Source organism: Clostridium sp. MSJ-8, from assembly GCF_018918325.1.
In the GTDB taxonomy this organism is placed as follows: Bacteria; Bacillota; Clostridia; order Clostridiales; family Clostridiaceae; genus Clostridium.
In genome coordinates this window covers 48,713-63,375 of record NZ_JAHLQH010000017.1, presented here as the reverse complement: position 1 = coordinate 63,375, position 14,663 = coordinate 48,713, and the positions used below count along the sequence as shown (strand labels likewise).

Annotated in this window: 11 protein-coding genes; 2 read left to right on the top strand and 9 right to left on the bottom strand. The window is 26.3% G+C overall.

Annotation, left to right across the window (positions count from 1 at the left end; genetic code table 11):
• Positions 1 to 113: 113 nt before the first annotated feature.
• A complete protein-coding gene (locus tag KQI77_RS03305; protein ID WP_216388360.1) occupies positions 114 to 1,334 on the bottom strand; it encodes an extracellular solute-binding protein in 1,221 nt (406 codons plus the stop codon).
• Positions 1,335 to 1,594: 260 nt separating this feature from the next.
• On the opposite strand from KQI77_RS03305, the gene KQI77_RS03300 reads away from it, so the two are divergent.
• On the top strand, positions 1,595 to 2,515 hold the full coding sequence (locus KQI77_RS03300; RefSeq protein WP_216388358.1) for a hypothetical protein: 921 nt from the start codon (positions 1,595 to 1,597) through the stop codon (positions 2,513 to 2,515).
• Between the two features lie 321 nt (positions 2,516 to 2,836).
• Here KQI77_RS03300 and htpG read toward each other — a convergent pair whose 3' ends face one another.
• The 6 genes from htpG to KQI77_RS03270 all read right to left on the bottom strand — a co-directional run bounded on the left by htpG (position 2,837) and on the right by KQI77_RS03270 (position 10,930).
• Complete coding sequence (gene htpG / locus KQI77_RS03295; RefSeq protein WP_216388356.1) at positions 2,837 to 4,699, bottom strand: molecular chaperone HtpG; 1,863 nt, start codon at positions 4,697 to 4,699, stop codon at positions 2,837 to 2,839.
• A gap of 116 nt (positions 4,700 to 4,815) precedes the next feature.
• Complete coding sequence (locus KQI77_RS03290; protein ID WP_216388354.1) at positions 4,816 to 5,121, bottom strand: hypothetical protein; 306 nt, start codon at positions 5,119 to 5,121, stop codon at positions 4,816 to 4,818.
• Positions 5,122 to 5,140: 19 nt separating this feature from the next.
• Entirely contained in the window at positions 5,141 to 6,340 is a 1,200-nt protein-coding gene (locus KQI77_RS03285) for a DHHA1 domain-containing protein (protein WP_216388352.1), read from the bottom strand.
• A gap of 27 nt (positions 6,341 to 6,367) precedes the next feature.
• Positions 6,368 to 7,810, bottom strand: a complete 1,443-nt coding sequence (locus KQI77_RS03280) for a PLP-dependent aminotransferase family protein (protein WP_216388350.1) — start codon at positions 7,808 to 7,810, stop codon at positions 6,368 to 6,370.
• Positions 7,811 to 8,781: 971 nt separating this feature from the next.
• Entirely contained in the window at positions 8,782 to 10,269 is a 1,488-nt protein-coding gene (locus KQI77_RS03275; protein ID WP_216388348.1) for a methyl-accepting chemotaxis protein, read from the bottom strand.
• A 127-nt stretch (positions 10,270 to 10,396) separates the two neighbouring features.
• On the bottom strand, positions 10,397 to 10,930 hold the full coding sequence (locus KQI77_RS03270; RefSeq protein WP_216388346.1) for a biotin transporter BioY: 534 nt from the start codon (positions 10,928 to 10,930) through the stop codon (positions 10,397 to 10,399).
• Between the two features lie 182 nt (positions 10,931 to 11,112).
• Here KQI77_RS03270 and KQI77_RS03265 point away from each other — a divergent pair, with 182 nt between their 5' ends.
• Positions 11,113 to 11,430, top strand: coding sequence for a hypothetical protein (locus tag KQI77_RS03265; RefSeq protein WP_216388344.1), 318 nt, complete (start codon positions 11,113 to 11,115; stop codon positions 11,428 to 11,430).
• Between the two features lie 332 nt (positions 11,431 to 11,762).
• Here the strand turns inward: KQI77_RS03265 and KQI77_RS03260 are convergent, their stop codons facing one another.
• Positions 11,763 to 13,925 (bottom strand): DNA topoisomerase, encoded by a 2,163-nt coding sequence (locus KQI77_RS03260; protein ID WP_216388343.1) that lies wholly within the window; start codon positions 13,923 to 13,925, stop codon positions 11,763 to 11,765.
• A gap of 236 nt (positions 13,926 to 14,161) precedes the next feature.
• The gene (locus KQI77_RS03255; protein WP_216388341.1) at positions 14,162 to 14,626 is read right to left on the bottom strand and encodes a TspO/MBR family protein; all 465 of its coding nucleotides are present in this window, start codon (positions 14,624 to 14,626) and stop codon (positions 14,162 to 14,164) included.
• Positions 14,627 to 14,663: the final 37 nt, after the last annotated feature.

Here is a 14,663-nt window from a genome sequence, read left to right as displayed (position 1 = left end):
TATCATAATAAAATCTCCATAAACATAGTAAAATTAAGGTTTTTCCTAATATAATTATACCATAATTTATTACATTTATGGAGATTATTAACTCGAAAATTATTTACTCTTTATTACTGGTCATATGTTAGCACTTTATCTATAGTATCTGGAATTTCTTCTTCTAACTCTTTTCCACATTCTTCTGGCGTAATTTCTCCTTGAACCAATTTTGTAAGTTCACCACTCATTACCATATTAATTGCTTCGTTCTCTAAATTATTAGGTAATAATATTCCACTATTACACTCATCTAATAACACTTGTAATTTTTCATTATTATTATAAGTATTACTATCTAAACTTTTTGTATATACAGGAGCATAAGGTCCTGTTTTCATAAATATTTCATCTGATTTTTGTATAAACTCTTTAAGTAAACTAAAAGTTTCTTCTTTTTTGTTGCTGTCTTTACTTACTACAGCCATTCTAACATATTTATATGGAGTAACTTCTTTACCATTTAGTGATGGAATTTTTGATATTCCATAGTTAACTTTTGCATTATCAAAAGTTCTAATTCTCCCTGATTCACCTATATAAAATGCAGTATTTCCTTCTGAGAACTTAGTAGAAGCTAAGTAATCTGTTATACCACCTAATATTCCATCTTTTGAATTAGTTAAATCTTGAATAAATTTATATCCTTTTATTGCTCCTTCATTATTTACACCCAAATTATTAATGTCATATGATCCATCTTCATTTTCCTTATATGTATATCCACCTTGAGATAATACAAAACCATAAGAAAAATAATAATTAGTAACTTCAAATGCCAATCCTTTTTCCTTACCTATATCTACAACTTCTTCCATAGTTTCAGGAACCTCATCTACTAAATCTTTATTATAATAAAGAACTACAGTTTCTTGAGTAACTGGAACTCCTATTTGTTTTCCATCCATTGATGTTGCTTTTATCAAATCATCACTAACATATTCATCTTTTGATACAAAATCTTCTGGTATTTCCGCACAAGCATCTGCTTTAGATAACCTACCTGTATCTTCTGCTGATACTCCAAAAAACATATCTGGCTTACTACTTTTTGCAGTTTCTATAAAATCTGCACCTGTTGCAGCTGTAGAATATATAATTACATCTTTTCCATTCTTTTCCGTCCATGTATCTGCTATCTTTTGAAGCTCTTCTATCTCATTAGTATTTAAATTTGCCCATATTACTATAGAATTTTCTGTATTTTCTTTTATTTCAGTACCACTTTGGCTACAACTTAGAACACTAACAGATAGCATCATACTCAAAACTATTATTGATATTATCTTCTTCATATACGCCTCCATATATAATCTTTTACAATATTTTTTCTATTCTATATTATCACCATTAAGAATTCATTTCTATTATCTTTATAAATTTGTAATAAATTTTAGTATTTATTATTATATCTCTTTTATGATAACTTATATTTCAATTAATTATTGGATAAAATTATATAATATGTATTATTTTATGTAAACTCTAAATATGTATTTATTGTTATTTTTACTTTTTTTTGATATAATATTTCAATGATAGGGGGAATGGTTCTGTGAAAAATAAATTATTAGAAATAGCAGATGTTTTGAATTTAAATTGTAACCAAACTTATAACGTTTGCAATGGTATCTACAGAAATTATAACATAGCTATCCAACAATTCAAAAGTGTTTGTTTTTTATCTATGCCTTTAAAATTAAACGATAACTACAATTCAAAAAAATTAGATGATTTTTTAGAAAAAGTAAAAACTTCTTTTTCTTTTATCGACTCAATTTCTTACAGACAATATTATGTATCAATAAAATATTCCTTAGGTTCATGTAAGAACTTAGCAATGTCCTTAAAAGATCTTTTAGATTTTATGATAGATGAATTCTCCGCCAACAAATTATATACTTGTTGTCCAGATTGCGGAGAAAGTGGTCAAATAGGAACATTTATAATAAAAGGAGCAGCTACACTAAAATGTAATTCGTGTATAGATAAAGTAGAAATTCCAAAAGAAACTAAGAGACAAAGAAATATATTGAACTCTTCTATAGGTCTTATTGGAACTATAATAGGTTCTCTTATAGGTATTATATTATGTATAGTTGTAAGTTATTTTAACACAACCATAGGAGCCGTTATTTCTGGTCTTTTTATCGCCTTATGCGGAACACAATTTTTCTTATTATTTGGTGGTAAACTTACTAAGTTAGGAATTTTCTCAAACTTCCTAATTAGTTCACTTATGGTTGCCCTTGCAAATTATCTAGCAACAGGTGTTTCCATATTTAATATTTATAAAAAAACTTGTACCTTACTACAATCATTTGCATCTATAAATATGTTTTTGAACTTCAGTGATATTAGAAGAATATTTACTTTGAATTTTACAGTTGGATATATTGTATTTCTTATTGTAATTATTTTAACTATATATGTTAATCGTAAGAATGCTATAGATTATGATTTCGAAAGATTATAGATAATAAAAATTAAAATATAATAGCATTAGTTTCAGTAACCTATTGTTCCATATTATTTATACTAATATGGAATTCTTCATGGTTATATCATTCTGTATTGCTTTGAATAAATATTCATAATGAATTTTAGGATTTATTATTAAAAAAAAATTAAGGTAGCGTTTAAAATGTTGTACTGTTTGAACTTTAGTGAGTTTACAACATTTAGCTACCTTAATTTTTTTATATTTAGAAATCCTTAATGAAATTATGCCATTTATGAAAACATATAATATTTGATACTAATAATAAACATAATAATTATCCAACAATTATAATATTTACAATAACTTACTCATTATTTCATTAGATCTATTTATAAATTCACCTAAATATTCCGCCTTCAAATCATTATTAGCAATAAGTGCAAGGTCTGCTATTTGATTGCATATCATTTTTACTTTTTCATTATTTTCTTCATCTTTAGATAAATCTATAACTTTCTTGATTATACTGTTATTATTATTTATAACTAAGGTTCTCTCTTCTGGGAATTGCATTCCCATTGCTCCTCCATATTGTGCTTGCATTTCTGCCATTCTTCTTGAATATTCTGATACAAGCACCATAGCTGGTGTATTAGCATTTTTTAAGCTCTCTATCTTATATTCTTTAATTTTATCACCTAAAGCTTCCTTAAATGTATTTATAATCTTTTCTTTATCCTCATCTGATATAACTTCTTCAACATCATCTTTTAAAACATCTGATATATCTGAATCAACTCTCTGGAATTTAACTTTTCCATCTTTAAATTCCAAGAATGATATGAAATTATTATCTATAGGAGTACTTAAAATCAAAGCATCTAATCCATATTCTTTAAATAAATTGATATATTGAGATTGTTTGTCTACATCTGATATATAGAATACTTTATTTTCATGTTTATCTTTTGCTTTTTCTAAATATTCTTCTAGATTAACATATTCATCATTTATAGTCTTATATATTAATGAATCTTTTATCTTATCATAGAAACTTTCATCTCTTATACATCCATATTTGATAAATACCTGTATATCATCCCAGAATTCATTATATTTTTCTCTATCATTCTTATATATAGAATTTAATTTATCTGCTACCTTCTTAACTATATGCTTAGATATCTTCTTTACTTCTTTATCTACTTGTAAAAAGCTTCTTGATACATTAAGTGGAAGATCTGGACAATCTATAGTTCCTTTTAATAGCAACAAGAATTCTGGTATTACTTCTTTTATATTATCTGCTACGAATACTTGGTTATTATATAATTTAACTTCACCTTTTGTAAGTTCAAATTCGCTCTTTAACTTAGGAAAATATAGTATTCCTTTTAGATTAAATGGATAATCAACATTTAAATGAATCCAAAATAAAGGCTCATCAAACTCATGGAAAACCTTCTTATAGAAGTCCTTATATTCTTCATCAGTACATTCACTTGGTTTCTTAAGCCATAATGGATTAGGATCATTTATAGCTGAAACAACGCTATTATCGTCTTCCTTCTTCTCTACACATTCATCTTCTAAATATATTTCAACCGGCATAAATGCACAATATTTAGATATAATCCCTCTTGTTGTATATTCCTTTAAGAATTCCTTAGATTCTTCATTAACATATAGAGTTATAGTAGTACCTCTAGTAGTTCTAGAATCTGATTCTCCTATAGAATATTCAGTGCCACCTTCACATATCCATCTTACTGGTTTTGCTCCATCAACATAAGACATTGTATCTATTTGAACTTTATCAGCAGCCATAAAAGCTGAATAGAATCCAAGACCAAAGTGTCCTATTATATCATTGCCTTCTCCCATTTTATCCTTGTATTTATTAATAAAATCTTCAGCCCCTGAAAAAGCTATTTGATTAATATATTTCTCTACTTCTTCTTCAGTCATACCTATCCCATTATCGCTAAATGTCATAGTAGATTTTTCTTCATTAACAGTTACAAGAACCTTATATTGTTCGTTGTCATCCGCTGTAGCTTCTCCCATACTAACTAATCTCTTAAACTTCGCTACTGCATCACATCCATTAGATATAAGCTCCCTTATAAATATATCCTTATCTGAGTATAACCATTTTTTTATAATAGGTAAAAGATTCTCAGTATTAATTGAAATGCTTCCTTTTACGTCTTCCATTTTTCTTCCTCCCCATATATAATTCTTTTTGTTTGAAATCAACACTTCAAACACTCAATAATATTATTATAATTTCAAAGTCAAAGAAAGTCAATATCTAAACTTTTGTTATTTTTCTATTTAAAATTGCTCAATAATTCAATAAAATCTGTTTCATCATATTGTGTAAGATACGTATCTATAAGCATTTTTAATGTCATATTATTATATCCTTTAACACCCTTTGTTAGAATATTACCTAAAGTTTCATAATAATCTTCTATGTCACTTTTATACTTAGCTATTAGCTCACTACCTTGCTTCTCTATTAATTTCTTAATTATATTTTCTCTTAGATATTTATTGAACTCTTTAGCATATTCTTGTTCTTCATTACTAAGCCCATCTAAATCATTATTAATAAGCTTGTTTAAATCTAACAATGTCATTTCTTCCTTTCATCTACAATAATCCTTTTATTTTTCTAACTGCATAATCTAAAGAACTTTGTATATTTAAAACATTCTTTCCTCCACCTTGAGCTAATATCTTGCTTCCGCCACCTTTACCATCTACAAGTTGAATACTATCCTTAAGTATATCTGACATATTGATTTGTTTTAAATTTTTAGAGCATCCAAATAAAAGATTTACCTTATCTATTTGATTATTTGCAAATAAAACAATTATATTATCTTCACCAACTAAGGAATTAATAAGTTTAGATAAATATCTTGAATTCTCATTATTAAATTCCTTAACTATTATTTTAATCCCCTTTACCACTTCAGAGTTACTAACTAATTCCTTTAATTGATAATTAGCTAATGAATTTTTAAGAGAATTATTTTCGTCTTTTAGTTCTTTTAAATCACTATTTAAATTATTGATAGTTTTCTCTATTTCAATGTCTCCTGCGCTTAATGTTTTACATAAATTCTCTAGTATTTTATCTCTATACAAATAATCATTAACAGCTCTATTTCCAGCTAAAAAACTTATTCTTGAATTTCCTTTGTGTTTCTCTATAGATTTTATCTTAATAACTTGAAGTTCTAGTGTATTACTTGGATGAACACCACAACAAGCATTTATATCTAATCCTTCTATTTCTACTACTCTTATTACATTATCCTTAGTTTGCAGTTGTCTCCTAAGTCCCATTTTTTTAGCTTCTGCTCTATTAGTTACAACAAAATTTACCTTATGAGCTTCTTTTATAACTTCATTAGCCCTTATTTCAGCTTTTTTTACCTCTTCTTCTGTAACTTCTCCTACTATATCCACTGTACTTATATCATTACCTAAATGTATTCCTGCTGTATTCTTATTAAATAAGCTAAAGAAACATCCTGATAATACGTGCTGTCCGAGATGTTGCTGCATTCCATCTAGTCTTCTATTCCAATCTACGACACAACTTACATTAGCTTCATGAGTTGGTTTATTATCAACTACATGATATATTTTCTCTCCATCTTCTATTACATCTAGAACCTTGGAATCATCTATATATCCCAAATCACAATGTTGTCCTCCGCCACCTGGAAAAAACGCTGTTTTATCTAATTCTAAATATATCTTATTATCCCTTTCTTGAATACTTATAATATTTGCTTTAAATTCTCTTATATACTGATCTTTATAATATAATTTTTCCATAAATAAATTTTTCTCCTTCAATATAGCCTATAATAGCTTCTGTACATTCTCTCCTATTATTCTAATACCTTTTATTATATCTTCATCTTTAACTCTTCCAAAACCTATTCTAAGTGTATCGTAACCTTTTGATGAATCACTGAAGAACACATCACCAGGAGTAAATAACACTTTATCTTTATAGCATAAATCTAAAAGCTTTCTAGATGATATTCCTCCTTTAAGTTTAATAAAAACATGTAATCCACCTTCACCTGTTACATATTCATAAGGAATGTTTTTCTCTATTTGATCCATGACCAACATATACTTATCTCTATAATATTTTCTTACATTCTTCAAGTATCTATTAAATGCACCACTTTTCATATAGTAATATAACGTACTTTGATCTAAAAATGATGAATGTATAGTTCTTCCTCTCTTCACACTCTCTAATACATCAATTAGATTCTTATCACATAAAATCCAACCTATTCTTAATCCAGGAAATAATATCTTAGATAAACTCCCTATATATATAACTCCATTACCTTCCCCCTGAAGAGATGCCATAGGCATAACTGCAGAGCTAGAATATAATAATTCTTCATTAAAACCATCTTCTAATATAGGAATATTATTCTTCCTCAAAGTCTCATATATAGATATTCTTCTAGCCCCTTTCGTAACTATACCTGTAGGATTATTATAAGATGGTATCAAATATGCAAATTTAGGTTTATACTGTTTTATAGTTTTCTCTAATTCTGATATTATTATTCCTTCTCTATCCATAGGTACTTGAACCACTTTAATTCCATGTGCTTTCATAATCTTAATAGCAGTATTATGAGTAGGCTCTTCACATAATATAACGTCTCCCTCTTCTGTTATTGTTGAGATTAATATGTCAAAAGCTTCTGTAAACCCATTGGTTATAAGTATATCTTTATTATTAGTATTAACCCCTTTATTATCCATATATTGCATAAGATAATCAATTAAAGGTTTATATCCTTTTGCATATCCATAATTAAGAAGATGCTGTTCTTCGAAACTCCAAGCATCTAACATAGCTCTCTTAAACTCGTCTAAATTAAATAATGAATCTTCAGGTGCTATCGACTTAAAAGAAATCATCCCTTTTTCATAAGACAATTCTGTTTTTATAATATCTAATTTTCTTAAACTTTTCCCATATTTATTCACACTATAATTCACATAATAATCTTCATTTGTAGCCCTTGACTCTATAGCTATAAAGGTTCCTTTACCTCTTCTAGTAAATATTATTCCTTCACTTTCAAGTTCTTCATATGCTGATATAATAGAATTTCTACTTATCCCCAAAACTTTACTAGCTTCTCTAGTTGAAGGTAACTTACTATCTTTAGTTAATTCTCCATTGTTTATCGCATTAATTATATGTTGCTTAAGTTGTGTATAAATAGGTTCATTACTATTTATGTTAAGTGTAGAAAATATCATTTTATCATCCTCATTTTGTAACTAATAATTTCATAGTATTAATTTTATACTCTAAAAAAATATCCTGCAAGAGAATAAAGATTATTGAATATATTTATTTTTGATTACTTATTTTTCAGTTAATTAATATCAAATTATTGATTTACGTAAAATAATATTATTATAATTAAAAATCCAATGTTATTTGATAATGTTAATATTATACTTTTCTTAGTTAGTCTCAATATTATTGCTTTGAATAAATATTCATAATGAATGTTTATAATTAAAATATAATAGCATTAGTTCAGTAACCTATTGTTCCATATTATTCATACTAATATTTAATTCTTAATGGCTATATTATTCCATATCCACCTATAATTCTAACCTTAACAATAATGGTTACTTCCACTAAGCATATTATATTTTAATTATTTAAGCGTTATATTGATTTTTAGTGTATCTATATTATTATAAGCATCTTAATTCTTCAAAAATTCTTACTAAAAAAATTTATTAAATATATTTTTTTGATTACTTATCTTTTAAGTTAATTAATATCAAATTATTGATTTACGTAAAATAATATTATTATAATTAAAAATCCAATGTTATTTGATAATGTTAATATTATACTTTTCTTAGTTAGTCTCAATATTATTGCTTTGAATAAATATTCATAATGAATTTTAGGATTTCTTATTATAAAAAAATTAAGGTAGCGTCTAAAATGTTGTACTGTTTGAACTTTAGTGAGTTTACAACATTTAGCTACCTTAATTTTTTTATATTTAGAAATCCTTAATGAAATTATGCCATTTATGAAAACATATAATATTGATACTAATAATAAATATAATATTAATCAGATACAAATAACATTGGATTTTATCCATATTATATTATTTACTTAAACATATAATTTTGATATTAATTATTGTAAAATATAGTTTATCTAATAATAAATTTATCAATAATTTTTTTTGATTTTATTCTTTTTCAGTATATTGTTTTAATTTTGATATATTTTCATTCAATTGTTTAACCAATTGCTCTGCTTCTTCTGTTTTATTTATATTTTCATTAGATAATGCATAAGTTTCTTCTGTATATGCTGTTGATGCTTCAGCTATACTTAAGGAATTTTTAACAGATTTAGTTATTTCTTCATTTGAAATCAATACATCATTAATACTCTTTTTAACTATATTATTCTTTTCTTCTGTCTTAAGCATATTGCTATTAATATTTATAAATACTTTTTTAGTTTCTTCAACTAAATTATTTTGAGCTGTATTACTATCAACTAATTTTGCAACCATTTGTTTTGACTTTTCAGCTTTATCAAGTAATCTATCTATTATTTGCGAAATAGTTGCTATAGATTCTTTTGATTTATCTGCAAGATTACCTACTTCTGATGCAACAACTGCAAAACCTTTACCCATATCACCAGCTCTAGCTGCTTCTATAGATGCATTTAATGCTAAAAGATTAGTTTGATCTGCAATATCTGTTATAACATCTGTTATTTTTGCTATTTCTTCACATTCTTCACTTAATTGCTCCATAAGAGAATTTACTTCTTGTGTATTGTAAGTAACCTTATTACTTTCTTTTGCAAGGTCTTCCACTACATTATTACCTTTTTTTATAACTTGCATTGTTTCTTTAGTTGTGTCACTCATTATAATACAAGCTTTATCTGATGAAGTTATCTTATCTTGAATTAAATTAATCTCATTTGATTGATTTTGTATGTTTTGTGAAACATTATCAACTCCACCTGCTAACTTCGAAATAGCATTAGCCACTGATTTAGTTGATGTATTTATATCTGAAACTATATTATTTATCTTATCTGTTCCTGCTGTTGTTGAATCAACAATATCCAATATTGTTTTAGTTAATTCTTTTTGTTCCTTATTAGATAACTCTATATCAGCTAATGCTTTTTCACTTATCAATAATTGTTTATCAACCATATTAGCAACAATTGATAAAATAGCTGTTGATATAATAACGGATATTAGCATCATTACTGCTGTTGCAACATCTCCATCATAAACAAAATTGTCAAAATTAACTACAGTAATAATTTTAACTATTGCCATTATTACATATGGTATCATAACATAAAAAACACTTTTTATACTAGCAAACATAACATATATAGCTACATAAGCTATAATAAGTGGATAGAACTCCATGTCCACAAAAAATAATGCTATAAAGAAAGTTAAAAACACTCCTGTACCACTTATAACTTGTATCCATCTACTATTAGGTTTCTTTTTGTATGCAATATGATTTAATACTGGTGTTAAAATCAATAATATAAGTATCCCAATAGCAGCTTTAACTGCCATTTTTCTCATTAATAATTGAATAACCACTATTAAGAAAGTAAAGTCACATATGGCAATTACCTTTTTTAAATTTTTATTTACTTCTACTAAAGATCTCTTTTGTTCCATAAATATACCCTCCTACGCTTATAAAAATATGTACCATATAAAAATTTTAACATAAGCACAAGAGGTATATTTATAAAACATAGTTTTTTAATATTATCTTTACATATAATACACAATACACAAAATACTAATTTGCGACCCTTGCTATCCTTAATTTTTTAGTTAATAATTCTCCTACAAATAAAGCAATTATTCCCAATACAATATCTTTTAATACAAATGGAATAAATCCAGCAGCTAAAGCTTGCGACATAGTTAAAGATAATACAACTTTAAGTTGTAAAGTTCCTATAAATTCTGTTAACACTACAGATAATGCTGTTCCAACACATAATAATATTTTGTTATTATATTCTTTAAGATATGCTACAACAAAAGCTGTAAGTATAAATCCATATAAATATCCACCTGTAGCACCTAATATTGCACTTAAACCGCCCTTGAAGTTAGCGAAAACAGGTATACCTATTGCTCCTAATAACACAAAAATTACCATAGCAATAGTTGCTGATTTTTTATCTAATACAGCACCAATAAGCACTACTGCAAAAATTTGTACAGTCATAGGTACCGAACCTATAGGTAATGCTATTTGTGAAAATACAGCCATTAATGCTGCTGCTAATGCAATAAATGTTAATTCTCTTGTTTTTAATTTCATAATAAAAATCACCTCTTAAACTTCTTGTAAACATTATATATCCATATTTCTAATTCGTCAACCTAAAAGGTGCGTATAGGTCGACAATGTTTTTGTAATAATACTCCCTTCATAAAAATATGTATCAATTTCTATTTCTATCAAATAATATATACAAAACGCTATTTTCGAGGTGAACTAATATGAATCCTCTAATAAATATATTATTAAACGGATTAATAGGAAATATGTTTCCTTTTATGAATAACATTCAAAACAATAATATGAATCCTTATTTCAATGGACAAAACAATATGAATCCTCTAATGGCTATGCTTCAAAGCATGTATAATCCATATGGAATGAACAACATGAACACACAAGGCATGAATGCTACCAATAATACGAAAGGACAAAATACAAACATCCCTAATATGAATAATGGAATGAATAATAATATGAACATGCCTGATATAAATCAACTTATGAATATGATTATGTCTATGAATAACAAAAATTAAACAGATAATTAAAATATAATAGCATTAGTTTCAGTAACCAATTAAAATAGAATGACTTTGATTTTACAAAGCGTTTGCTCAATTTTATTCATACTGTTCTTCAATTTCTTGCAGTATTTTATTTATTATAAACATTACTAATTCTTCCCTAGCAAAAAAGCTTTGTTCCATCAAATCAATTCTATTTTAATTATTCATGCGTTATGATGATTTTTAGTATATCTATATTATTACAAGTATCTTATGTCTTCAGTAATTCTTACTTTTAAAAAATTATCTAATATATTTTTTGATTACTTATCTTTTCAGTTAATTAATATCAAATTATTGATTTAAATAAATTCTACTTTCCAACTATAATAACCTGTTTCCGGATTCAATTCATATCTAAAATAAGCAGCATATACAGTTCCCTTTTTACTTTTTATATTTCTAAAACCAACCTTTCCATTCTTAAGAAGTAATTGTACCATTTCTTTTGAAACTTTTTTGCCTATTGAAGCAATGAACTTATCATCTTTCCAAATAGTATATTTACATCCATTTCTCCAATTAGTACAACCAAAAGCTTTATCACTTTCTATTATGTCATTACCACATACAGGACATTTTCCTAAGCTCTCAGCACCTTCTGGAAGAGGAACCTTAAAATTCTTAAGCATAGATGTGTCTTTTTTTATATCATCTACTGCCTTGATTGTAAAATCTTTTATCATATTTAAGAATTCATCTTTCTTAAATTTACCTTTTTCTATATCAGATAATGTTTTTTCTAACCTTCCTGTGTACTCAAGGTCTAATAATTCCTTAACAGGAAATATCTCTACTAAAGTTTTCCCTAATTCTGTAGTTGTTAAACTTTTTCCTTTTGTTTTAATATATCCTGCTTCTTTTAGTTTTTTTATAGTTTCAGCCCTAGTAGCTGGTGTACCAATACTAAACCCACTTAAAATAGATGCCATCATTTCTTCAGAATTTTCTTCATCTTTAAAGCTCTTGCCACATGTTTCCATAACCCTAAGCAATGTTTTCTCGTTATGCATCTTAGGTGGTTTTTTAGTAACTGCATTTACTTTAGAATCTACTACATCTACTACATCACCTTTATTAACTAATGGTAATATAGTATCTTTACTTTCTATTTTTTCTACAATTCTCCATCCTTCTACTATTTGTACTTTTCCCTTTGCAATAAATAAACCTGTTATCTCAGAATCGTTAATTTTCATATTAAGCTTAGTTTCTTCAAACTCTGCAATAGGCATAAATTGCATAATAAATCTATTTTTTATAGCATTATATACTATCTGTTCATCCTTTGATAAATTAGTTGGAATTATATATGTAGGTGTTATTGCACTGTGACTTTCGACTTTAGAATTATCAAATATCCTTTTATTATCTTTAAATTTTATTTGTTCTTCATAAGGTAATCCTTTCTTCACTACCTCTAGAACCTTTCTAGTTTTCTCTTTTAAACTCTCATCTAATGCCACACTTCCTGTTCTAGGATAAGTTGTGAATTTCTTTTCATATAATCCTTGAGCTACTTTAAGAACCTTATCAGATGTCCACCCTTTATACTTACTAGTTACATATCCTTGTAAACTTGATAGATTAAATAAAAGAGGCGCATATTCCCTCTTTTTTTCTATTTGCTTATCAATTATATTAGCATTCTTTTCATTTAATCTATTCTTAAGATTTTCAGCTATATTTTTATCTTCAAATTTTTCATTATTATTGTTATCATAATATGTTGCTTCAAACTCTTTATTATCTGATGTCTTAAAGGTTACTATAAGTTTATAATAAGTTGAAGATTTAAAGTTTTCTATCTCTTTATCCCTATCATATATAATTTTAAGGGTAGGTAATAATACTCTACCTATATTAATAATCTTATTATCTTCCCTACTTGAATATCTAAGAGTAGCAACAGAAGTAAGATTAATTCCTATAATCCAATCAGCCCATTGTCTGCTTATTCCTGCATCTTGAAGTGACTTCATCTCTGAATTAAGTTTAAGATTATCCATTCCTTTTTTTACTTCATTCTCCGTCCACTCATTAAGTAATATTCTATAAACAGGCTTCTTTTCATTTAAAAATAAAAATATTTCATCGCCTATTACTTGCCCTTCTCTATCATAGTCAGTAGCTGATATAACTCCATCTACATCTTCTCTTTCTATAAGCGACTTAATAAGATTGATCTGCTTTTCTGCACCTTTATCTGTTATAGACTTATTAACACTATCACTTTTTATTTTATAATTAAATTGTGCTGGAATGAACGGAAACTTATCCATTCTCCATCCCTTCATATTCTCATCATAATCTTTTGCATCATATAACTGCAATAAGTGTCCAAATGCCCATGTTATTATATAATTCTCACCTTCAAAATATCCATCTAATCTCTTCTTTATTTTATACGCATCTGCTATATTCTTAGCTACAGAAGGCTTCTCTGCAATTATTACTTTTTTCAAAACAACTCTGTCCTCCATATTGTCTTTTAGACATCTTTTATCCTATAGGAAATCATCTCTAAAACAAACCTGTAGAAAAACATTGTAAACATAATACTTATGTAATATGAGAAGTATGTTCCCTATAGAGTAAAAAATAAAAATAGCGCCATGACAGAACACAAAAACAAGTTTGAGAACCTGTCATAAGGCTCTAAAATTACATTATACACTTTTTCTATCCTTTTATAAACTAATTACATTTCGTTTTTCATCCATATAAAACATAATATATATATATTATATCCATTCCATATAGTATACATAGTCATTATTATTGCCGAAACAATATCTATATTAAAAGCTTTTGATGTTGCTATTATTATAAAAATCAAATTTAAAACTGAAACAATAAAAGTCAAGCCATATAATCTAAAACTAAAAAATAAAAATGCACCAATAAAACATAATAAAATTTGTACAATAAAGTAGAAATTAAAATTACTTGTATTATTGGAATTCATAAAAATTCTATAGTTTGATATTCCAATAGCAATATATAATATTCCCCATATCATAATTAATATCCATATTGGAAGTGCCAATAGTGGTTTATCTAAATTATTATACATATTGATATTATTATAATTAAGACTAATAACTACAGAATATAAAATACTTGGTAACAAACACATTATTATTTTTTTTAGCACTGCAATCATAAATATACTTCCTTAAATTATATTATTTGTATATTAT

Coding starts and splice junctions, on each gene's coding strand:
- KQI77_RS03305 (WP_216388360.1), bottom strand. CDS start 1,334: ATGAAGAAGATAATATCAATAATAGTTTTGAGTATGATGCTATCTGTT.
- htpG (WP_216388356.1), bottom strand. CDS start 4,699: ATGGAAGACGTAAAAGGAAGCATTTCAATTAATACTGAGAATCTTTTA.
- KQI77_RS03285 (WP_216388352.1), bottom strand. CDS start 6,340: ATGGAAAAATTATATTATAAAGATCAGTATATAAGAGAATTTAAAGCA.
- KQI77_RS03280 (WP_216388350.1), bottom strand. CDS start 7,810: ATGATATTTTCTACACTTAACATAAATAGTAATGAACCTATTTATACA.
- KQI77_RS03275 (WP_216388348.1), bottom strand. CDS start 10,269: ATGGAACAAAAGAGATCTTTAGTAGAAGTAAATAAAAATTTAAAAAAG.
- KQI77_RS03270 (WP_216388346.1), bottom strand. CDS start 10,930: ATGAAATTAAAAACAAGAGAATTAACATTTATTGCATTAGCAGCAGCA.
- KQI77_RS03265 (WP_216388344.1), top strand. CDS start 11,113: ATGAATCCTCTAATAAATATATTATTAAACGGATTAATAGGAAATATG.
- KQI77_RS03255 (WP_216388341.1), bottom strand. CDS start 14,626: ATGATTGCAGTGCTAAAAAAAATAATAATGTGTTTGTTACCAAGTATT.